Source organism: Enterobacter sp. 01-M-02-SI-ECC, assembly GCF_047530595.1.
GTDB lineage: Bacteria > Pseudomonadota > Gammaproteobacteria > Enterobacterales > Enterobacteriaceae > Enterobacter > Enterobacter cloacae_M.
In genome coordinates this window covers 113,621-133,476 of the sequence record NZ_JBLKCZ010000011.1, presented here as the reverse complement: position 1 = coordinate 133,476, position 19,856 = coordinate 113,621, and the positions used below count along the sequence as shown (strand labels likewise).

The window sequence follows — 19,856 nt, the reverse complement described above, 5'->3', positions numbered from 1 at the left end:
CATTGCCGCTTCCCCTGCTTTCTTGTACCCTTTCAGGGGTTACCCCAATCCCCTAAAAATCGAGACATCCGGACACCTATGACTGCACATATTTCCAAAGATCCTTTGCATGGCGTAACGCTGGAGATGATGGTCAATGCCCTGGTGGCAAAATATGGCTGGAGCGAACTGGGCGACCGAATCAAAATTAACTGTTTCAGAAAAGATCCCAGCGTTAAATCGAGCCTGAAATTTCTGCGCCGCACCCCGTGGGCGCGCGCGGAAGTGGAAGCCCTGTATCTGGACTCCCTCAACGATGAGGTAAGCACAGAACAGGCGGAGCCCGCCTTTAATCCCTGGGCCAACAGTCGGATTATCAAGAGCTAATACGCAAATGACGCGACACGTAAAACGGATTGGTGCGCTGGCTGCCTGCGCGCTTTTACTTGTGAGCTGCTCCTCCAAACCACCCAAATCACTGGTTACCCCTCTCCCCAACGTCAGTAAACCGACGCAGCAGGCAAACGAGCCGATGCGCGGGATCTGGCTGGCAACCGTCTCTCGTCTCGACTGGCCGCCAGTAGCCTCGGTGAACGGCCGCAGCGCCGATCAGCGCATCGCGATGCAGAAGCAGGCGCTGATCGGCAAGCTCGACAATCTTAAGCACCTCGGTATTAACACGGTGTTTTTCCAGGTGAAGCCGGACAGCACGGCCCTCTGGTCATCAAAAATTTTGCCGTGGTCGGATATGCTGACGGGCAACATCGGCGAATATCCGGGATACGATCCGCTGCAGTTTATGCTGGATGAAGCGCACAAGCGCGGCATGAAGGTCCATGCATGGTTCAACCCGTACCGCGTGTCGACCAACACCAAACCGTCAACCATCGCCGCCCTGAACCGGACTTCCTATCAGACCCCGTCCAGCGTCTATGTCCAGCACCCTGAGTGGGTGCGCATCTCGGGTGACCGCTTTGTGCTCGACCCCGGCATTCCGGAAGTGCGCGACTGGATAACCAAAGTGGTGACCGAAGTGGTGGCGAATTACGCGGTAGACGGCGTGCAGTTCGATGATTACTTTTACGCAGAATCGCCAGGGTCCGCGCTCAATGATTCGCAGACCTGGCGGCAGTACGGTCAGGGATTTGCCTCAAAGGCCGACTGGCGAAGACACAACACGCAGCAGCTGATCGTCCAGGTTTCCCGCGCGATTAAACAGACTAAGCCCGACGTTGAGTTTGGCGTCAGCCCGGCGGGCGTGTGGCGTAACCGCTCCTTTGACCCGGCAGGCTCGGACACCCGCGGCGCCGCGGCCTACGATGAATCCTACGCCGATACGCGTCAGTGGGTTCAGCAGGGCCTGCTCGACTACATCGCTCCGCAGATTTACTGGCCCTTCTCCCGGGACGCCGCGCGCTACGACGTGCTGACCAAATGGTGGGCCGACGTCGTTAAGCCGACCCACACTCGCCTGTATATCGGCATTGCGTTCTACAAGGTGGGCGAGCCGTCGAGAAACGAACCGGACTGGACGGTTCAGGGCGGCGTGCCGGAGCTGAAAAAGCAGCTCGATCTCAACGATTCGCTGCCCAACGTGAACGGCACCATCCTGTTCCGGGAAGATTACCTGAACCAGCCGCAGACCCAGCAGGCCGTAAACTACCTCCGAGGACGCTGGGGTAGCTGATTGATGACCAGGCAGAAACATCCCGTTTCTGCCTGTTTTTTTTACGGCTTCGGCCCGAACATCGCCTCAAGCTGCTGCGCATCCGGCATACCGACCACCTGCTGCAGCTCATTTTCCGCATTCAGATAGTAAATGGCCGGCGTGGCGTTAGCGCCCAGGCTGTCCATCAGCGTCTGGTGCTTCTGCAGGATCTCAACCGTCTCACGGGAAGCCTCGCCCTCTGGCTTCGGTAATTTTTTCCCACCGGAAAGCTCGTATTCGCGCCACGCCGAAACCGGATCTTTCGCATTCAGAATCGCCGAGGCGTTACGCCCGCTGTTGGGGTTGAGAAACGCCACCAGCAGCGTGTTGAGCTGCACCTCGCCCGCCTTCACCCACGGCTGCGCTTCGGCCCAGAACTGCTTGCAGTACGGACAGAACGGATCGGCGAAAACAAAGACTTTACGCGGGGCGTTATCCGCCCCTTCCTTCAGGGGATGCGCCGCGTTGAGGTTCTTCCACATTTCGCGGCCCATCGGGGCGTAGATCTCTTTCTGGAAATAGCCCTCGCTGAGGTTCTTCCCTTTTTCATCATAAAGATAACCTGAGATCACGTGCTTGCCGTCCGGCGTAAGAAAGAGCGTCACGCCCATATCCTGATACTGCCCCAGCCAGGCTGGCGCCCCGCCCGGCGCATCCAGCTTCTTGATGATTTTGATGTTCTGCTGCTCGCTGAAGTGCTTCACCACATCCGGTATGGCTTCAGCCGCCTGTACCAGCCCTGACGTCGCCAGCGCCGAAAGTAACAGTAATTTTTTCATTTCCCTCTCCGGTTTGTCGGGGGCATTCCGCCCCCTTCAGGTTAGCGGTTTTTCAGTGCGTCACTGACCATTTCGTCGAACTGTTCAAACGGCACCCAGCCGGGAAGCAGCCCCTCGCCGATAAGCGTGGCGGGCGTGCCCTGGATCCCCATTTTTTCCGCCACAATGAGGCTGCGCCTGATCGTCAGAAAACTCTCCTCGTCTGGCGTCGTCACGCTCACGCCCGCCCGCTTTTGCGCCTCCTGAATGCTGGCGTCATCGTGGTACCCCTTTTTCGCCATCAGAGTGTGGTTCAGCTTCATAAACTGCTCAGGATGCGCACGCCAGAGGGTTAACGCGTCTCGTGCGGCGGTCAGCGAACTTTCCGAGCGGAAAGGTAAAAACTTAAAGACCACCGCCACGTCCGGGTGTTTTTCGACAATCTTCTCCAGGTACGGATCGAATTTTTTACAGTACGGGCAGTTGTAGTCGGTAAACACCACCAGGGTGAGCTTTGGGTTTTTCGCTCCGATGCGCGGGGAGTTTGGATCGTTAAACAGGAAATCAGCGATCATCTTCTGCGCGCGCTGCTCCTGGTCCGGCGTCAGCGGCTGGGCAGCGAACACCTGAACCGGGGCCAGCAGGAGCAGAAGCGTAATAAGGATTTTTTTCATAACACAGTTAGCCTTTTGCGTTGTTCAGGGTGGTGATGAGGGTGCGCTTGTCCAGCAGCGGCGAGAGGATTTCGCCGTCAGACAGGCCGGGGCCATACACCGCGTTAAACGGAATAGCGTAACGGTTTCGTTTCGCCAGAAAATCCGCGATAAACGCGGACGGCTGGCTCCAGTCTCCGCGCAGGGCCACCACGTCCGGCTGGCGCAGCGCGGCAATGACGTCCGGCTGATTCAGCACCCGATGCTCGTTAACTTTGCAGGTCACGCACCAGTCCGCCGAGATATCCACAAACACCCGCTTCCCCTGCGCCAGCGCCTGCTGGATGGCCTCCTCGCTGAGCGGCTGCCACGGGATGGACTGAGCGGTATTCTGCGCCGGAGCGTCAGGCGGCGCGTTAAGCAGCCCGCGCGCCTGATACCCGCCGAGCGCCGACAGCGCGATAATCACGAGCCAGAACAGCGGTGAGGATTTTTGCCCCTTCAGGGCTAACAGCGCGAGCGCGACGGCGATGAGCACCAGCATCACAATCTGGCTGACCGCCTCGCCCAGATGCACGCTTAACAATGTCGCCAGCCACAGGCTGGAGGCGAGCATCATCAGGCCCAGAACGACTTTTAGCGTATTCATCCAGCGGCCGGGTTTCGGCAGCAGCATGGCCGTTTTCGGCACCAGAGCGACAAACAGCCACGGCAGGCTCATGCCCACGCCGAGCATCAGGAAGATCAGCCACAGGGAGTGCAGCGGTGCGCCAAGGGCAAAGGCGACCGCCGTACCGAGGAACGGCGCGGAGCACGGTGTCGCCAGCAGCGTGGCGAACATCCCTTCGCAGAAGCTGCCGCCAATCCCCGCGCCACCTGCCGTAGCCAACCGTCCCGTAGCGGCGGAAGGCAGCAGCATCTCAAACACGCCAAACAGGTTCAGCGCAAACAGGAAGGTGACGGCGATCATCAGGCCGATAAACCACGGGTTCTGGAACTGAATGCCCCACCCCAGCGACGCCCCGGCCAGCTTCAGCGCGGTCACCATTCCCGCCAGCAGCATAAAGGAGGTGAGGATCCCGGCGCTGGTGGCCAGAAAGCGCAGCCTGATGGCGCGCCTGTCCGATCCCGCCTGCAGGATGCTGTTAAGCTTCATCCCCATGACCGGCAGCACGCAGGGCATCAGGTTGAGGATCAGCCCGCCCAGCAGCGCAAAGAGCACCATTTTGCCCGTCCCTTCAGGCGCAGAGGGCGCTACGGGCGTCGCGCCAACGCTCATGGTGGTTTGCTGCGCGTGACCGCCACTGGTCAGCACAAACGACAGCCTCTTGCCCTCCAGCGAGGCGGGCTTGTCTCCCCATTCGTCGGTCACGGGTACCGTCACCCGAAGCGTATTGCCGTCGTGTTTGATGACCGGCTCGCCGGGAAGAATGTCATCCTCCAGCGGGTCAAAGTAGATCCCCGGGTTATCCCACTTCCCGTCCGTCGTACCGGTAATCACCAGCTTGTCGCCAGCGAGCCAGGCGGAGAGATCCGCGGATACGCCTGACGTACCGGGCACGGCACGCATCGCCTGCTCGAACTCGCTGCGGAAGCCCTCGTCCACCGGCTGGGTAAAATCGAGATGCAGCGGGTAGTCCGTCAGCAGGCAGACGTTACTGCACGTCGAGAGCGTGAGCGTCCCGTCGAGCGTGTCGCCCTTCACCCCGTCGAGTGTAATCGGGATAGCGACCTTATCGTGATAGCCCTGCGTGGTCATGCCGGAGATATCGAAGCGCGACGGGACCGGCCAGGACCAGCTATCCGTTACGCCTTCCGGCCAGCTGATTTTTGGCGCGACGCCGCCCTCGCCCGGCGATCGCCAGTAGGTTTTCCAGCCGGGCTTTAGCTCAACGGTGAGCAGGCCTTTAACGTGCGTTTGCTCCCTCTCCGCCTGAAAGCGGATGCGGGCGTGATCGTTTTGTGGGGAAACCTGCCAGCCGGTGTCTGCCGCATGGACAATGCCGATGCAGGACAGCCACAGGAAGACGAATCCCCTGAAGAGGTTAACCATGTTTTACTCCGTGAACAGTGAAAATTATCGTGTGAGGACGATGATTTTCATTCACGGAAAACGCAGTTTTTAAGGTGTATTCGGGGAGGCGGTGCCTGAACGGGCTGTTCTGCGGGAGCCAATGCCCGCCCTTGCGTAAACAGCTGCAGCAGCGCGAAGAAGATAATAATGGCCGGTAGCGCGCCGTCGAAGAACAGCGGCTGGGCGCAAAGCAGCGAGTGTGCGCCAAGTTGGCAAGGCGACGGGCCGGGCTGTTCGGTGCTGCTGGTTTGAGCCGGGGCATCTGCACTCAGGGAAATCTGCGGATCCAGTCCCTGTAAAAAATGGTTGAGCATCACCGCACGCTGCACGAGGCAAAGCGCCATAGCGAGACAGGTGACGATCAAAAGCCATTTTCCGAGGAGCTGACGGTTGCGCATAACGTTCCAGAGTAACAAGACGCCCCGATCATAAACGATAGTGATGAATCTACAAGTGCCGGAAGTGTAAGGTTTTGTCTGTCACCGCTATTCGCCCGTCAGCGCGTCATAGACGTCCCGCAGCCGCGTGCGCAGAAAAATCACCGCCTTGTGCTTGCGGGATAACAGCGCCTGTTCGCTGGCGCCGGTCTCCTCTGCCAGCATTTTAATGCTGTAGCCGTGGAGCTCGGTCTTTTCAAACGCCTCCCGCTGCGGCGGCGGCAGTTCAGACAGCGCCTGCCCAAGCTCTTCCCACAGTAGCGTCTTGAGGTACTCCTCTTCTGGCGTGTGCGGTACGCCGAACAGGGTTTCGGCCAGCTCGTCCTCCGGGAAACCGTCGTCGTCTTCGCCCGTAAAATAGCCGGAGAGCGACACTTCACGCTTTTTACGCGCCCGGTCGGTCATCTCGTTACGCGCCGCGCGGAACAGCCAGGCGGCGACGTTTTCGACCGGCTGCTCCACTTTCATCAGCTGATAGGTGACTTCCTGCAAAATGTCGTCGGCATCATCGCGAACGGAGGTCCGTCCGCGAATGAAGGCTGTCAGCCGGGCGCGGCAGGCATTGAGCGCCGACATCAGCATGGATCCGCCCGCCTCCCCGGCTTTCATTTCGCTCACTCTGCTTCCGGGTTTTTGGGCGCGGCGTCGTCGCGTTTTTCCTCACGATGACCGTGCCAGCCGCAGTGGCCGCGACCGTGGCGACCAAACCCTTCGCGGCGCTGCTGAATAAACGCCTCGCGCTGTTCGGGGGTCATGTTCATCCAGCGCTCGTGCATCCGGCGGTGCGCGCCGAACATCCCCGGACGGAAACCTAACCCGCCAAACAGAATGCGGCACAGCACCAGAATGCCCAGCGCCTGCCAGAAGCCAATATCCTTAACGCCGAGAATGGCCGGGAGCAAGGCGTTCCACAGGGTCATCACCACCAGGCCGAGCACGATGAAAATCACCGCGCCGATGACTAAGCCCTTACCCATGCGGTGGCGACCAAATCCGCGCCCGTGACCTCTGCCGTGCATTTCAAAATCTCTCATGGTGTTTACCTCGTTTACAGTAACTGATTATGGCTTGTGATGAGGTAGACGGATGAGGAAGGGAAATATTGCTGGGGTGAATAAAATTTTTTGGGCTGACGATTTGGACTCATAGCGGTAACGGCTGACGGGTGCTATGAGTCGCTTGCAGGCAAATCATCTCGTACGAAGAATTCGCTTAACCAGTGCGATAGCAATAACGGCCAGTATGATTGACACCAATGCCAGGAAGATAAGCAAGGATAATAGTGGATTTAACAAGCCACCTAAACTGGTGAAGTCGCTGATACGGCCAAGTTGCTCGGACGTGCATACACGCAAAATGATCTCAGGAATAATAAGCAAAAATATAATGACGGTCAGGACATAAACCAGAGCACTCTTGCGCTTTCCCATTTTCGATGTTGCCCCTTTCTCAAACATGATCAATGATAATAAGATAATGATACTGCAAGGTTATATAAAATGGCACAAAACTATTTGCAACTAAAAATGCAGTCGAATAAACAGTTAGCGATTGCATTAACAAACTCGCTTCGAGACATGCATGAAGAGCATATGGCTACTCTGGAGAAGGTGAAACAGGGCACACAGCGACTGGTTAGCTATGGTGCATGCCTGATGCCAGACGAATATTATCGTAACCAATCGCTAATAAACATAATATGCGGTGAAGGTTTTCCCTCACCGCTTTTAACTTCAACTCAGCCTTGATTTTTTACAAGGCCCGCAACTCCAGCAAAAGAAATTCTTACCTAACGCATACCATTTATCATATAACTTTGGACTCAAAGGAGGGTTATACCTCCTTAAACTACCTTGATTAATATGTTTTAATGTATTGCTGAGCAAACCATCACCGAACCCATCATAAGTCAAACATGAAGGCTTACAATCACATTTTTTGGAGTCAATGCAATCACATTGAATATCATCGTTAAGTTTTTTCAAGATGGGGCGCCAATAATCCCCATGAGCATTATCGAGTTCCAAAGCAGTTTTTAAATCAAATCCTTTCTTATGGTCAAAATAAAATTTTGCCGACTCATCGATTGAACATATTTTTTTAAAAAATCAAGCGATTCTTGTTTTTTAACTAACAAATTCAAATCAGATAGTACTTTTTCAATTGTCTCAAAAGGTACCAGCGACTCGATTTCATGCACATCTAAAATCTCTACTAAACCTGACTTATTGGTTTTAGATTTGATAAAATGAGCACTAGTCCCTCCGAATGGAGCTCTAGGATGCTTCTTATCATTATCAACTATGCAAAACGCAATTTCGTTGTTTTGTATGGTCCGGTCAAAAACATCCTTTGTACTCCCACCGCCACCATTTAACGCAATGAAATTTATTGAACACCCTGACAATGACTCTTTTCTATCATAGAAACTGGCAACTATCTTAAAAAAATCAGAATCTAAGGGATTTTCACAAACTATTTTGGTTTTCTGTAGTTGGGATGAGTCACTAAAGAATAAAGGGCCACAGACAAACTTATACCTCACTCCCAAATCGACCCAACTAAATGAATTATCACGAATTGAAAAATCTATAGAAACATAAAAAGATACTTGATTGATGATCGAATGGTACTCTAGCAACCCAGATAAAGCTTCAGAAGCAAAATGCTTAGAAGATGTACTATAAACATCGCCCTGAGATTCAATTATATTCTTAAAAAAAGCCCTTTGTGCAATTAGCAAATGCTTTTCTTCAGCAAATGAACGCAGAATATTCTCAATTGAAATTATATAATCTTTATTGAGAACATCCTCTTTGGTCGCATTTTCAATTTTAATCAACATCATTATCTACCTGAAAAGAAACCTACGGGCCAGTTCTGGAGGTAACCATCTTCGTTGAAATAGGTTTTTTTGACGATTGTCTGCTGCTTTGAATTTTTTTCAAAGACTAAAACTGAAACATCATCTTCTGATAATCCCACCTCACCTTCAATGCACTCACCTAAAGCTTCAATCATTGTTTGGCTATGTGTTTCAAAAATTATTTTTAGATCAATTTCATTCTCTTTTGCTTTAGTAACAACTTTTGCAAATATCTTTGCCAAGTTATGCTGATATGATGGATGTAAATGAAGTTCTGGTTGCTCAATGATAAATGTAATAGGTCTTCTCGGACTACTAGCTCTACGTTCCGTTTCAAGCCAAATTGCAGCAACGATAGGTAGCACTTGAGAATAACCAAACCCCATATCACTTATATTATAGTTTTCAGCATTGTCACCAGTATTAACTAGGATAGCGAAATGAGAACCCGATTGTTCGACTTTAATAATAAAGTCGAAGTTAGTCTTGGTCCACTCTTCAAATTTTGCTTTATCTGTTGGCCTTAATGAATTGAGGAGCATCGCTAAATTAGACCCAGTATGATCTATTTCATTTACCTGTAAATCTTGAAAGCGATAGAATCGTTCTGAAGTTGCACGCAGTGGCGCAATATATTTTACATTTCTAAATGAATCTGCTAAAGATGTGTTAATTATATCAATAATATTATTAATATTCCAACCAATGACAAAAGGATATAACTCATCCATAATATCATCTTTATGTTCTTTGAGATTCTTAGTGAATATTTTTTGTTCTTTGAATAGGAATTTCAAAAGTGAATGTGCATGTTTTTTTGGCACGAATCCGATTTTTTTAAACGATTCAGTGAACTGACTAACGTCGGAATTTATATGGAAATAATTCCTTATCGATTTCGACGCTGCGTCAATAAATGATAACTCTAAAGCCCTGTCACCTCGAGGATGTCTTATCGAAAAGAAAGTTGGCGACGTTACTGTCGAATCCTCTTTACCCTTGGAATGCAGGCTAGGGATGAACTGGCCAAGATTTCTAGCAACAATACCTTCACGCTCTAAAGTCCTTCCTTTAGATTCTATTTGCAACTTCACATTGCCATTGTCGTCAAGAGATATTGTTATGATACCATCATCCAAAATCAATTTTATATTTTTTGTCTTAGTTTTTTTATCCTTAGAATAAACTGTCAATTCAGTTTCAATATTTGTAACCGTTTTGGCAGAATCATTAAATCGATAATAAGCGTATCTTTGCGAAATTTCCGGCGGGACAGAAAGCGAAAAACTAAAAGTAATTTCTTTATTCTCTGAGTTTCGAGACAATACATCTGTAAAGTCACCAAAGTCTACAAAACGCCCATACCAAAGGATAGGACCTGTGGTATTTTCTTCAACAGATTGACGCAGCAGAGGGAACGTACGTAATAATGAACTTTTGCCGCTACTGTTTTTTCCAACAAATACAGTGATTGGTTTGAGATTTATAAATGTTTTATCCACATAAGCTTCTAAAATTTTGCAGGCCAATGCCATTAATCATTTTTATTCATCCCTAAGTAAAATTTACGGCTCACTTAAACTTATGAATTAATATATTGCTTTTAGTTCTATCGTGCAATGCTTTCCCCACCTCGTCTGCCCGCTTAAGGGGGGCGATTCTAATGCAGATGCACCAGGAGCCCCGAGCCGTGCCAGCGCTGCAGCTGACTGGCAAACGCTGGAATATTAGACGGATGCAAACTCATGCACCTGATGCATGTAGAGCTTAAAGATGAGAAGATCGCGAGTAGATGGCATAAAAAGACCGGCATTCTGAGTGTCGGTCTTGTGGCTTAATTCATGCATCAGTTTTGCCATGATATGATGTCGTCCAGACCAGAGAGCAGGTCTGGAAAGTAACTTTCATCGATATCGAAGGAATCATCCAGAGTAATACTGTCAGCATGGTTTTCAGGCTTAAGTACCATACTAGCGCCAACAGCCCCGGCAAAATGTGCCTGATGAAACTTAAGCACAACCTGCTCGAATGCCGAGGTTAAACTAATATCCTTAAATCTCTCACCTGTCCTTAAGGCCTGATGGAAACCATGTGTATCATTCCTGAACTGCTCCAACTGACCGACAAAAAACTCTGCAGCAAACTCTGTTTTTAAGGCAGGGATTGAGAATTCAACCCAAACCATAATACGGCTATAGGCAGGCTCTTCGGGCTCAGTCAGCCTTTCATAAGGCGTTATTTTAAGGTGTCTGTCACCGCTTGTGATATCTATCATGATCCCCCCTTACGGCATGTACTGAAAATGCATGATAGTCCAGTCAGTTTCCCTGACCAAAACCTCAAGACGGTAAGACTTATAAATATAAGTGCCTTTATTTTGCCTGTCTTCCACAAGCTTATACATACGAGCCTCGTAACGGAAAAGCCCTGGCTTTTTGAGAGGGTCCGGCGTTCTGATGCCATAACGAATGGCCTTTTCCTGAATCTGTAAAGGCACATAACGACCTGGGGTCAGCATGTGTTTTGCAGATGACTCACTCATCCTGAGCGCGCGAGCTGATAAGCCCATTTTAAGACGGCCACGCAAGAGACTGATGGTAGCCTCACTGAGTCTCACAGTTACGGCGGCTTTGACACCACTTTCCAGTAACGCCTTACCTGCTCGAAAAAGACGAAATGCACCAAAAGCAATTAAAGCGAGGTCCGTTGGGTCAATCAGGGGGGCTTCTAATGGCGCTTCTTCCAGCCTGACAAACATGCCGTCTGCATCATAAATCTGCCACAAACCGGCAGCCTGAGCGACGGAATAACCAATACACATCCCGCTTTCGTCATCAACGATGGGTTTTGAGTTCAATGGAGGATTGCGGGGGCGAAATTCGAAATATTCACCGGCTGGCAATGTAGACTGGAAGGTGAAGAAACGTCCCGGCTCGTCTGTAATTATTCCAACGCTCATTGTCATGATTTCCTTTTGGGCTAACCTTTGAGTCATCATAAAGGACGTTTTTACTTCAATCTACTTTGCTGCCCCTGATTTATCGACTTAGAAGCTAACGACTCGTAGGGCTCGTTGTTCAACACCACCGATACTGAAAGTGAGTTTCAGTGCCGGCGGCGTTTGCTATCGTAGACGTGGCGGCGGAATTAAGCACCAACGAATGAATCACTGGTGCTCTTCAAAACATTAAAAAGGCCCTCTCAGGAGCCTCCCGTCATTCAATCAAGCCTGCACCGGCAAACTAAAACTCGAAATACTCCGTGAAAGCTGCTGCGCCTGCTCTTCCAGCGATGCCGCTGCCGCAGCGGACTGCTGCACCAGCGCGGCGTTCTGCTGGGTCACGCCATCCATCTCGGTCACTGCCTGGCCGACCTGGCCGATCCCGCGGCTCTGCTCTTCGGAGGCGACGGAGATCTGCTCCATCAGCGTATTCACTTTATTCACTGACGAAATAATCGAGTCAATCACCTCGCCCGAGCGGCTCACCAGCTCCGCGCCGTTTTTCACGCTGGAAACCGACTGCGCAATCAGGCTCTCGATGTCCTTGGCTGCCACCGCGCTTTTCTGTGCCAGGGTGCGTACCTCGCTGGCCACGACCGCAAAGCCGCGTCCCTGCGTACCGGCGCGCGCCGCTTCAACCGCCGCGTTCAGAGCCAGAATGTTGGTCTGGAAGGCGATACTGTTAATGACGCTGGTAATGTCTTCGATGCGCTTCGAGTTCGCCGCGATGGTGTTCATCGTGTCGATCACTTCACGGGTCACCGCTTCACCGGTGTGGGCATTTTTCACCGCGTCCTGCACCAGTTTACCGGCCTGATAAACGTTGTCGGTGTTGTTCGCCACCGTTGCGCTCAGCTCTTCCATGCTGGCCGCCGTCTGGGTCAACGCGGAAGCCTGCTGCTCGGTACGTGACGCCAGGTCGATATTCCCGGAGGCAATCTCCTGCGCCGCGTGCGTTACGGTATGGCTCGCATCGCGCACCTGGGCGATGGTCGCCAGCAGCGCCTGACGCATCTGCTCCATTGAGCTCATAAGATGATCGATTTCGTTATGTGCGCTCCCCTTGACCGGTACCGGAACGTCCAGCTTGCCCGCCGCAATCTGGCTGCAGTGCTCGCGCGCCAGGTTTACCGGCGCAAAGACAAAGCGCTTCATCAGCAGGCTGACGGCGACAATCACCACCACAAACAGGCTGGCGATAGCGGCAATGATCGCCAGGCCGGAGACGAAATTGCTGCTCGCATCCTCGTTCAGGCTTTTGGCGTATTTCTGGTGGACGGAAAGGACCTGGTCGAGAACGATCTCGTACTGGCGGTCGAGGCGGGAGACTTCCGGGATCAGCGCGTTAAATTTGGCCACATCGTGCACCTCGGCGGCATCGATCAGCGGCGCCAGCCCCTGGTTGCGGTAGTTTTGCCAGGCGTCCTGATAGGCAGCCACCAGCGGCGCTTCATCCGTCAGACGCGGCGAAGCCATAAAGGCCGCAAAGGCGTGGTCCGCTTTGGTCAGCGCCTCTTTCACGGCGGTTAGCTTTGCAGCCCCGTCTGCCGAGTTACCCGCTTCCACCATCTTCACATACTCCATCACCCGCACGCGCAGCGTACGGCTGTGGTTGATGGGGTCAATAATGGACAGCACAACCTGGATTTCTTTATTGACGTTATCCAGGGAATTATTACTTTTTATGATGAGGCCAACGCTGGTGACAATGCTGACAACAAAGAAGAAAAGTAGCGAGAACAGGACGATCAGGGACGACTTTTTCAACGACATAAACCAATACCTCAAGGAGAATTATTCCTTATGGTTATCGGCCATTCCAAAACTTAAATTAATTAAAGTTATTGAAGTATCGAACCGGGCTATTTCGCTGGCTTATAGCGTCGCTGCAGGGTGGCATTGAGCTTGCGCTGCAACGGCTGCGGCGTCTCCCCTTCGATCAATTTGCTAATCAAATCAAAGCAGTGCCACGCCAGCTGGCGGTTATCCTGACGAATAGTATCCACCGGGATCGTCAGCGAATCGTAGAGATAGTGATCGTCAAAACTGGCTAACCTGATATCACTTTGCAACAGGTTGTGCTGGCCCATATAGCGCAGCACCCCTTCCAGCAGCCCGCAGGCGGCGGCGAACAGCGCTTTCGGCGGACGCCCCAGACGGGCGCAGAGTTCAGCAAACATCTCGTACCCGGAGCTCGGGTGATAGTTGCCGTGAATGATCCACTCGGGACGCAGCTCCACGCCAGCCTCTCGCAGACCTTGTTTAAACCCTTCCAGACGATCGCGCGTCGGAGAAAGGCGCGGCTGGCCGCCGAGGAAGTAGAACTCATCAGGATGCTGGCGCGCAATGTCGGCCACCAGTTCCGCCGTCGGGGTAATGGAGTCGGTGATCACCAGCGGCAGCGCGCTGTCGTTGATGTGGCGGTCAAACAGGACAACGGGCAGCTGCTCGCTCAGCTTGTGGTAGTCCGCATCGTTAAGCATGCTGGAGGCCACAATCAGTCCGTCAACCTGACGCGCCACCATGTTGTTCACCACCACCGTCTCCTGCCCCGGGTTTTCATCACTGCAGGAGATCAGCAGCTGAACCCCCGCCTCGCGGCACAGCGTTTCCAGCTCGTGAGAAAACACGGCAAAACCGTAGTTGGTGATCTCCGGGACCACCAGACCAACGGTGTGGCTGCGGTTATCGCGCAGCGACCGGGCGTGAATGCTGGGCTGATAGTGGTGCTCTTTTGCAATCGCCAGCACGCGCTCGCGCGTCTCTTCCGCCACGCGAAGCTCTTTGCTGCGCCCGTTGAGGACCAGGCTGGCGGTGGCTTTTGACACGCCCGCCAGCTCCGCGATGTCTTTAATGGTGACGCGTTTTGTTTTTCTCACAACGACTTAGATCCGGCTGCCAAAACCCTCATTCTATCATGCAGGCGCGCAGCGACCAGTAGCGTAATGTGATATCGGACGCACCTTCGAATCGCACCCGGGCCGGATGGTCAGGAAAATAGCGGCTGCTCATCACCCCTTCACCGTGATTGATGAAGATTTCAACGCTGGAGCGGTCGCAGAGAACGCATAAATGAGTGACGTCGCCCTGCCAGTAGCGGGTCAACGTTTCACCGGTTTTCAGGCTCGCGCGTTCAAGACGTATACCCTGCTCATCGACCGTGAGACGCAGCGCGCCGCCAAAATCGACATTCACCTGCGCTGCGCTCAGCTCGAACTCCAGGCGCGTCGCGTCCAGGTCCGGCGCCTCGCTGGCGCGCCCCTGCCAGCGCTGTTCATCTTCACGCAGCGCCGTCAGCTCGCGAGCCGGGGTCTGCCAGAGCCTGCCGTTGCGATAGCGTAATTCACGCGGGCAGGTCATCTGGTGCATCCAGCCGTGTGCCCGGGTTGGCTGAAGCATCTCTTCCCCGTCCGGTACGCCCATCCAACCGATCAGAATGCGTCGTCCGTCCTCCGCCAGGGTCGTTTGGGGTGCGTAAAACTCAAAGCCCGCGTCCAGTTCGTGCAGCTCGCCGTGATCGAACGCGGCGTTTTCATAGTCAAACGCCCCGCTCATCCAGGTCGCCGGATAGGTGTTGAGATAGCGATGCGGCTCGCGCGCCAGCCCCTGCGGACAGCCGATCAGGACGTGCGTTCCGTCGAGGGCGAACAGGTCCGGACACTCCCACATATACCCCGCGTCCGTCAGGCCGTTGACGCCGTGACCGGCGATTTCCCCGCAGGACGTCCAGGCGTGCAAATCGGCTGATGTAAACAGCAGCACCTTGCCGCGCTTTTGCACATCCTGCGCGCCGAGCACCATGTACCACTCCCCGTCGTGCTGCCACACCTTCGGGTCGCGCACGTGTCCGGTGTAGCCTTCCGGCAGCGCCAGCACCGGCCCCAGCTTCGTAAAGGTCCCGTCCGGCTGTTCCACGGCGAGGCACTGCCAGGCCGTGCGGCTGCCGTCATCAAACTTAACGTTGCCGGTGTAGCACAGGGTCAGAACGCCCTGGTTATCCACGGCGCTACCGGAGTAGCAGCCGTTGCGGTCATACTCTTCATCCGGCATCAGCGCCAGCGGCTCATGCTGCCAGTGCACCAGGTCCGCAGAGCTCCAGTGCCCCCAGCATTTAAACCGATGCTCGCAGTCCAGCGGGTTCCACTGATAGAACAGGTGGTAGCGGCCGGCAAACCAGATGAACCCGTTGGGATCGTTCATCAGCCCCGTCACCGGCGCGGGGTGCCACTGCGGATAGTGGCTATCCGCCAGCGCCCGCGGCTGACCTTTCATAACGGCCTGCAGGATCGCAGGCCAGCGGGAAGATAACGTCATTATTCAGAGTCCGTTTTATATTTCAGCAGCAGTGAGACGGTAAACGCCACGCCGAAGGCAATCACCATACCGATAATATAGTTGAGCAGCGAGCTGGCCTGCACGATGGCCATGCCCGGAATAGCGGTCAACCCAACGGCGGTCATGTAAACATGAACAGATACCACCCAGGCCCCGCCCACCGCGCCGCCGATCAGCGCGGCGATAAACGGTTTCACGAAGCGCAGGTTGATACCAAAAATAGCTGCTTCGGTGATGCCCAGCATCGCAGAAAACGCCGACGGTAAGGTAATGGCTTTAATTTTGGCATCTTTGGTTTTGAACCACACCGCCAGACAGGCGCCGCCCTGCGCCACGTTCGCCATGGCCCAGATCGGCAGCAGGAAGTTCACGCCAATCGACGGGTTGCCCAGCAGACCGGCTTCAATCGCGTGGAAGCTGTGGTGAATACCGGTGATCACAATCACCGAGTAAAGCCCGCCGAACAGCAGCCCGGCCAGCCAGCCCGCGTGTTCAATTAACGTGCTCAGGATAAAGGAGATGCCGTCGCCCAGCGCGCGCCCCGCCGGGCCGATAATCAGCAAGGCGATAAAGCCGGAGATAACGACGGTGAGGAACGGCGTCAGGATCAGATCTAACGCGTCCGGGATCGCGCGGCGCAGATTTTTCTCCACGATGCTCATAAACCAGACGGCCAGCAGCACCGGGAATACCGTGCCCTGATAGCCAATCATCGCGATCTCAAGGCCGAAGAAGTTCATGGTGTGGAAGCCGGAGGCCACGCCCCAGGCGTTGGTCAGCGCCGGGTGCGTCAGAATGCCGCCCAGCGTCGCGCCGAGATACGGGTTACCGCCAAATTCCCGCGCGGCGGTAAAGCCGATCAGAATAGGCAGAATGATAAACGCCGCGGAGCTGCACATGTCCAGCATGATGTAGAGAGCGTTATCCGCATTGACCCAGCCGTAGGTTTTCACCATGCCGAGCAGGCCCATCAGCAGGCCGGAGGCCACAATCGCGGGAATGATCGGCACAAAGATGTTGGAGAGCAGACGGGCAATGCGCTGGAACGGGTTCAGCTTGCGCGCCGCCAGATCCGCGGCCTCAGATTTACTGGATTCGCTAATCCCCGCCGCCTGAATAAACGCGGCGTAGACCTTGTTGACCACGCCCGTGCCAAAAATCACCTGCATCTGTCCGGCGTTACGAAAACAGCCTTTTACGCCGTCGACCTTGCCGATCGCCTGCTGATCGGCAAGCGCGTCATCGACCAGCACCAGACGAAGACGCGTTGCGCAGTGCGCCGCGCTGGCGATATTTTCCTTGCCACCGAGCAGCGGAATAAGCTCGCGGGCGATTTGATTAAAATCCATAGATACCTCTGCCTGACTTCTTTTTATGATGTGCGAAACGCTCCCGCAAAGCGGGAGCGTGATGGGTTAAAACCAGGTTTCCATCTGGACCCCAAAGTTCCATTCCCCGCCGGCGTTGAAGCCGCTGCTGCCAAAGGCATCATCGCTGGCGTAATGATCCAGTTTGCTGCTCCAGTCCATCCAGGTGGCAAACAGACGCAGCTCCGGACGGCTGAAGAAATCGCCGATTTTGCTCGCTTTTAACGTCGGCGCAAAGGTCAGCTTGTAGAAACTGCCGTTGACGGCGTTGCGGTCCTTATAGCCTTCCGGATTCAAATCCATGTACTGATAGCTTCCCTCAAACGCCAGGGCGAAGTTCTGCGTCACCTCTTTAATCAGGCGGGTGTTGAGCGTCACCCACTCATAGCTATCGCCCTTGACGTAGCGATCTTTACTGCTCTGCGCCAGGACGGCGGGCGCAACGCTCCAGCCGCCGCCGACAGGCGTGACACCGTAACTTGCGAAGCGCCAGGTATCCGCCTCAGGCAGCAGCGCGCCGTCGGAACCGATGCTTTTCACTTCCGCACCCAGCCCGTGACCGTACAGCAGCGCCGTTTTGGCTGTCCCTTCCCGCAGGCCGTAGAAGCTCTCATTATGCAAGCCGACCAGGGCATGAACGCCGGTATTGGCGGCGTCGGTTTTGATGAGATCGCCGTTGGTGTCTTTACGGTCGTCGTTATCCTTCGCCCGCAGGCCGCTCACCATCAGCTGGAACGGTCCGGCGAAGTGGTTCATGCTGAGGATATAGTTCTGAACGTTATTGTCGGTCTGCTCCACGCTGCCGAAGTTGCGGCCGTAGATGGAGAAGTTGCTGCGCAGCGAATCGTTCCATTTCACGTCGTAGACGCCGCCGCCGGTACCGGCGAGGAACACCACGTCGGAGTCCAGCCAGTGAATATCAAAGTTGTCGCGGTCGAAGCGTTTACCCGCCCAGAAGGTGCTGCCCTTCAGCGCGCCGGTAAAATCAGGCAGGTTACCCAGCTCCGCGAAGGCCTGGCGAATATTGAGATCGCTGGTATCGGCTGACCAGTCGTTATAGGTTCTCTGACCGTCGGCCAGCATCGCTTTGAAGCGCGTGGTGGCCCCGTTATCCAGAGTTTGCTTGTGCTCCAGGTTCAGCTCGACGTAGGTGTCGGCTTCATTACCCAGACGCCCTACCGCGCCGCCGGTTTCTCCGGCCGGGGTCAGATAAGGACCGCTTTTGCTGCTGGAGGCCGCATCGTTCATCAGCAGGCCCGAACGGGCGTAGCCGTGGAACTCAAACCCGCTGCTTTGATCCGCCTTCTTCTCCAGCGCGGTGGTGCGCTGCGCCACCGCCTGGGCTGTCGTTTGCGTCTGCTGCTGCGCGGCCACAAGCTGCTGCGTTTTTTGTTCTGCATCGGTGGCACGTTTTTCAGCCACCTGCGCACGCGCTTCCGCCGCCTGGAGGCGCTGCTCCATCGCGGCAAGACGCGCTTCGATACTTGTCATATCCGTCTGGGCAAAAACAGAGGTACTTCCGGCCAGCATGCCTATCATCACGGCAAGTCTGCGTTTTTTATACATTTTGTCGCATCCCTAAAAGAAGTCATTAAAAGTGCTAAATTGCTAAACCGGTTTAGGTTGCTGATACTAAACCTCTGAATTTTGGATCGGCAATCTTTTTTGCTAAACCGTTTTAGTAAGTGTGATCGAGGCGACAATTCAGGCCGCCGGATGGCGGCCAGTGGAGGAAGGAATTACAGATCGTGCTGCCAGGGCAATGCGGTCATCGCGCCTTTGGCCGTGGTGGCTAATGCGCCGCAGCGCTGGGCTAAGGCGATGACCGGCGTCAGGTCCTGCCCGGCAGCCAGCCCGTAGAGCAGCCCCGCCACGAAAGCATCGCCCGCGCCGGTGGTATCGACACACTCAACGGGCGTTGCCGGATAGTGCTTCACGGCGCCGTCATGCCAGGCGATCACTCCCTCTTTTCCCTGGGTGACCAGCACCAGACGCGCCGGGCAGCGCGCCATCAGCGCGTGCAGACCGACGTTAACCTCGACATCTCCGGTTAAAAACACCAGTTCTTCAACGGAGAGTTTCACCACGTCGGCGCTCTGCAGGGCCAGCTCCAGGCAGCGGCGCAGCGCGTTCTCATCCGGCCAGAGATCCTGGCGAATATTGGGGTCGAAGCTGACGTAGCCGCCCGCCTCGCGAATGGCGGCCATCGCCTCAAACGTCGCGGAACGGCTCGGCTCTGCGCTTAACGCGATGGAACAGACGTGCAGCCACTCTCCGGCGCTGAACGTCGGCAGATCGGCAGTTTCCAGAAACAGATCGGCGCTCGGGCGCACCATAAAGGTAAACGAGCGTTCGCCGTGGTCGTCGAGATCGACCACCACCGTTGAGGTGCGGTGCGCTGGGTCAAGGCGCATAGACTTCACGTCAACCTTTTCGTCAGCGAGAGTTTTCGCCATAAAGCGCCCGAAGGGATCGTCGCCAACCCTGCCGATAAAGGCGCTCTGGCCGCCCAGCCGGGCAATACCGACCGCAACGTTTGCCGGTGCGCCGCCGGGACACTGCAGCAATCTGCCTTCTCCATCGGGCAGCAAATCCACTACCGCATCGCCAAGTACCCAGATTTTTTTCATGCTTTCCTCGCAGCTAAACAATATTAAACCGTTTTAGCTATTTAAGCA

General features: G+C 54.4%; 20 protein-coding genes. 3 read left to right on the top strand and 17 right to left on the bottom strand.

What is annotated here, in order from left to right; all coding sequences use genetic code 11:
* The first annotated feature begins 78 nt into the window (after nucleotides 1-78).
* Together ACMWLG_RS15675 and ACMWLG_RS15670 are read left to right on the top strand one after the other, a co-directional pair.
* Nucleotides 79-366 carry a VF530 family DNA-binding protein gene (locus ACMWLG_RS15675; protein WP_045399853.1) on the top strand — a complete coding sequence of 96 codons (288 nt, stop codon included), beginning with the start codon at nucleotides 79-81 and terminating at the stop codon, nucleotides 364-366.
* Between the two features lie 7 nt (nucleotides 367-373).
* A complete protein-coding gene (locus ACMWLG_RS15670; RefSeq protein WP_045399857.1) occupies nucleotides 374-1,666 on the top strand; it encodes a glycoside hydrolase family 10 protein in 1,293 nt (430 codons plus the stop codon).
* Nucleotides 1,667-1,707: 41 nt separating this feature from the next.
* On the opposite strand, the gene dsbG is transcribed toward ACMWLG_RS15670, so the two are convergent.
* The 7 genes from dsbG to ACMWLG_RS15635 all read right to left on the bottom strand — a co-directional run bounded on the left by dsbG (nucleotide 1,708) and on the right by ACMWLG_RS15635 (nucleotide 7,039).
* Complete coding sequence (gene dsbG, locus ACMWLG_RS15665; protein ID WP_045399860.1) at nucleotides 1,708-2,466, bottom strand: thiol:disulfide interchange protein DsbG; 759 nt, start codon at nucleotides 2,464-2,466, stop codon at nucleotides 1,708-1,710.
* Between the two features lie 41 nt (nucleotides 2,467-2,507).
* Nucleotides 2,508-3,119, bottom strand: coding sequence for a DsbA family protein (locus ACMWLG_RS15660; RefSeq protein WP_045399863.1), 612 nt, complete (start codon nucleotides 3,117-3,119; stop codon nucleotides 2,508-2,510).
* Nucleotides 3,120-3,126: 7 nt separating this feature from the next.
* Entirely contained in the window at nucleotides 3,127-5,151 is a 2,025-nt protein-coding gene (locus tag ACMWLG_RS15655; protein WP_045619909.1) for a protein-disulfide reductase DsbD family protein, read from the bottom strand.
* Between the two features lie 47 nt (nucleotides 5,152-5,198).
* Nucleotides 5,199-5,570: a hypothetical protein gene (locus ACMWLG_RS15650; RefSeq protein WP_045399868.1), complete on the bottom strand. Its 372-nt coding sequence runs from the start codon at nucleotides 5,568-5,570 to the stop codon at nucleotides 5,199-5,201.
* A gap of 87 nt (nucleotides 5,571-5,657) precedes the next feature.
* The gene (locus ACMWLG_RS15645; protein WP_080298659.1) at nucleotides 5,658-6,218 is read right to left on the bottom strand and encodes an RNA polymerase sigma factor; all 561 of its coding nucleotides are present in this window, start codon (nucleotides 6,216-6,218) and stop codon (nucleotides 5,658-5,660) included.
* A 5-nt stretch (nucleotides 6,219-6,223) separates the two neighbouring features.
* Nucleotides 6,224-6,643, bottom strand: coding sequence for a hypothetical protein (locus ACMWLG_RS15640; RefSeq protein ID WP_045619904.1), 420 nt, complete (start codon nucleotides 6,641-6,643; stop codon nucleotides 6,224-6,226).
* A 156-nt stretch (nucleotides 6,644-6,799) separates the two neighbouring features.
* On the bottom strand, nucleotides 6,800-7,039 hold the full coding sequence (locus ACMWLG_RS15635) for a hypothetical protein (protein ID WP_045399879.1): 240 nt from the start codon (nucleotides 7,037-7,039) through the stop codon (nucleotides 6,800-6,802).
* A 69-nt stretch (nucleotides 7,040-7,108) separates the two neighbouring features.
* Here ACMWLG_RS15635 and ACMWLG_RS15630 point away from each other — a divergent pair, with 69 nt between their 5' ends.
* On the top strand, nucleotides 7,109-7,357 hold the full coding sequence (locus ACMWLG_RS15630) for a hypothetical protein (protein ID WP_101677526.1): 249 nt from the start codon (nucleotides 7,109-7,111) through the stop codon (nucleotides 7,355-7,357).
* Between the two features lie 287 nt (nucleotides 7,358-7,644).
* Here the strand turns inward: ACMWLG_RS15630 and ACMWLG_RS15625 are convergent, their stop codons facing one another.
* From ACMWLG_RS15625 to ACMWLG_RS15580, 10 genes are all read right to left on the bottom strand, one after another.
* A complete protein-coding gene (locus tag ACMWLG_RS15625; RefSeq protein ID WP_226855164.1) occupies nucleotides 7,645-8,457 on the bottom strand; it encodes a hypothetical protein in 813 nt (270 codons plus the stop codon).
* Nucleotides 8,457-10,010, bottom strand: coding sequence for a DUF3696 domain-containing protein (locus ACMWLG_RS15620; RefSeq protein ID WP_226855165.1), 1,554 nt, complete (start codon nucleotides 10,008-10,010; stop codon nucleotides 8,457-8,459). The genes ACMWLG_RS15625 and ACMWLG_RS15620 overlap by 1 nt, the downstream gene beginning before the upstream one ends.
* Nucleotides 10,011-10,321: 311 nt before the next feature.
* A complete protein-coding gene (locus ACMWLG_RS15615; protein ID WP_226855167.1) occupies nucleotides 10,322-10,750 on the bottom strand; it encodes a hypothetical protein in 429 nt (142 codons plus the stop codon).
* A 9-nt stretch (nucleotides 10,751-10,759) separates the two neighbouring features.
* The gene (locus tag ACMWLG_RS15610; RefSeq protein WP_227760376.1) at nucleotides 10,760-11,440 is read right to left on the bottom strand and encodes a hypothetical protein; all 681 of its coding nucleotides are present in this window, start codon (nucleotides 11,438-11,440) and stop codon (nucleotides 10,760-10,762) included.
* Between the two features lie 258 nt (nucleotides 11,441-11,698).
* Nucleotides 11,699-13,249 carry a methyl-accepting chemotaxis protein gene (locus tag ACMWLG_RS15605; RefSeq protein WP_045619902.1) on the bottom strand — a complete coding sequence of 517 codons (1,551 nt, stop codon included), beginning with the start codon at nucleotides 13,247-13,249 and terminating at the stop codon, nucleotides 11,699-11,701.
* An 89-nt stretch (nucleotides 13,250-13,338) separates the two neighbouring features.
* Nucleotides 13,339-14,355, bottom strand: a complete 1,017-nt coding sequence (locus ACMWLG_RS15600; protein WP_029741322.1) for a LacI family DNA-binding transcriptional regulator — start codon at nucleotides 14,353-14,355, stop codon at nucleotides 13,339-13,341.
* A gap of 28 nt (nucleotides 14,356-14,383) precedes the next feature.
* Nucleotides 14,384-15,790: a sucrose-6-phosphate hydrolase gene (locus ACMWLG_RS15595; RefSeq protein ID WP_045399887.1), complete on the bottom strand. Its 1,407-nt coding sequence runs from the start codon at nucleotides 15,788-15,790 to the stop codon at nucleotides 14,384-14,386.
* Nucleotides 15,790-17,160, bottom strand: a complete 1,371-nt coding sequence (locus ACMWLG_RS15590; protein WP_032656958.1) for a sucrose-specific PTS transporter subunit IIBC — start codon at nucleotides 17,158-17,160, stop codon at nucleotides 15,790-15,792. The genes ACMWLG_RS15595 and ACMWLG_RS15590 overlap by 1 nt, the downstream gene beginning before the upstream one ends.
* Before the next feature lie 66 nt (nucleotides 17,161-17,226).
* A complete protein-coding gene (locus tag ACMWLG_RS15585) occupies nucleotides 17,227-18,744 on the bottom strand; it encodes a carbohydrate porin (protein ID WP_045619899.1) in 1,518 nt (505 codons plus the stop codon).
* A gap of 173 nt (nucleotides 18,745-18,917) precedes the next feature.
* Nucleotides 18,918-19,808 (bottom strand): aminoimidazole riboside kinase, encoded by an 891-nt coding sequence (locus tag ACMWLG_RS15580; protein ID WP_045399894.1) that lies wholly within the window; start codon nucleotides 19,806-19,808, stop codon nucleotides 18,918-18,920.
* Nucleotides 19,809-19,856: the final 48 nt, after the last annotated feature.

Coding starts and splice junctions, on each gene's coding strand:
- ACMWLG_RS15675 (WP_045399853.1), top strand. CDS start 79: ATGACTGCACATATTTCCAAAGATCCTTTGCATGGCGTAACGCTGGAG.
- ACMWLG_RS15670 (WP_045399857.1), top strand. CDS start 374: ATGACGCGACACGTAAAACGGATTGGTGCGCTGGCTGCCTGCGCGCTT.
- dsbG (WP_045399860.1), bottom strand. CDS start 2,466: ATGAAAAAATTACTGTTACTTTCGGCGCTGGCGACGTCAGGGCTGGTA.
- ACMWLG_RS15660 (WP_045399863.1), bottom strand. CDS start 3,119: ATGAAAAAAATCCTTATTACGCTTCTGCTCCTGCTGGCCCCGGTTCAG.
- ACMWLG_RS15655 (WP_045619909.1), bottom strand. CDS start 5,151: ATGGTTAACCTCTTCAGGGGATTCGTCTTCCTGTGGCTGTCCTGCATC.
- ACMWLG_RS15650 (WP_045399868.1), bottom strand. CDS start 5,570: ATGCGCAACCGTCAGCTCCTCGGAAAATGGCTTTTGATCGTCACCTGT.
- ACMWLG_RS15645 (WP_080298659.1), bottom strand. CDS start 6,218: ATGAAAGCCGGGGAGGCGGGCGGATCCATGCTGATGTCGGCGCTCAAT.
- ACMWLG_RS15640 (WP_045619904.1), bottom strand. CDS start 6,643: ATGAGAGATTTTGAAATGCACGGCAGAGGTCACGGGCGCGGATTTGGT.
- ACMWLG_RS15635 (WP_045399879.1), bottom strand. CDS start 7,039: ATGGGAAAGCGCAAGAGTGCTCTGGTTTATGTCCTGACCGTCATTATA.
- ACMWLG_RS15630 (WP_101677526.1), top strand. CDS start 7,109: ATGGCACAAAACTATTTGCAACTAAAAATGCAGTCGAATAAACAGTTA.
- ACMWLG_RS15625 (WP_226855164.1), bottom strand. CDS start 8,457: ATGATGTTGATTAAAATTGAAAATGCGACCAAAGAGGATGTTCTCAAT.
- ACMWLG_RS15620 (WP_226855165.1), bottom strand. CDS start 10,010: ATGGCATTGGCCTGCAAAATTTTAGAAGCTTATGTGGATAAAACATTT.
- ACMWLG_RS15615 (WP_226855167.1), bottom strand. CDS start 10,750: ATGATAGATATCACAAGCGGTGACAGACACCTTAAAATAACGCCTTAT.
- ACMWLG_RS15610 (WP_227760376.1), bottom strand. CDS start 11,440: ATGACAATGAGCGTTGGAATAATTACAGACGAGCCGGGACGTTTCTTC.
- ACMWLG_RS15605 (WP_045619902.1), bottom strand. CDS start 13,249: ATGTCGTTGAAAAAGTCGTCCCTGATCGTCCTGTTCTCGCTACTTTTC.
- ACMWLG_RS15595 (WP_045399887.1), bottom strand. CDS start 15,790: ATGACGTTATCTTCCCGCTGGCCTGCGATCCTGCAGGCCGTTATGAAA.
- ACMWLG_RS15590 (WP_032656958.1), bottom strand. CDS start 17,160: ATGGATTTTAATCAAATCGCCCGCGAGCTTATTCCGCTGCTCGGTGGC.
- ACMWLG_RS15585 (WP_045619899.1), bottom strand. CDS start 18,744: ATGTATAAAAAACGCAGACTTGCCGTGATGATAGGCATGCTGGCCGGA.
- ACMWLG_RS15580 (WP_045399894.1), bottom strand. CDS start 19,808: ATGAAAAAAATCTGGGTACTTGGCGATGCGGTAGTGGATTTGCTGCCC.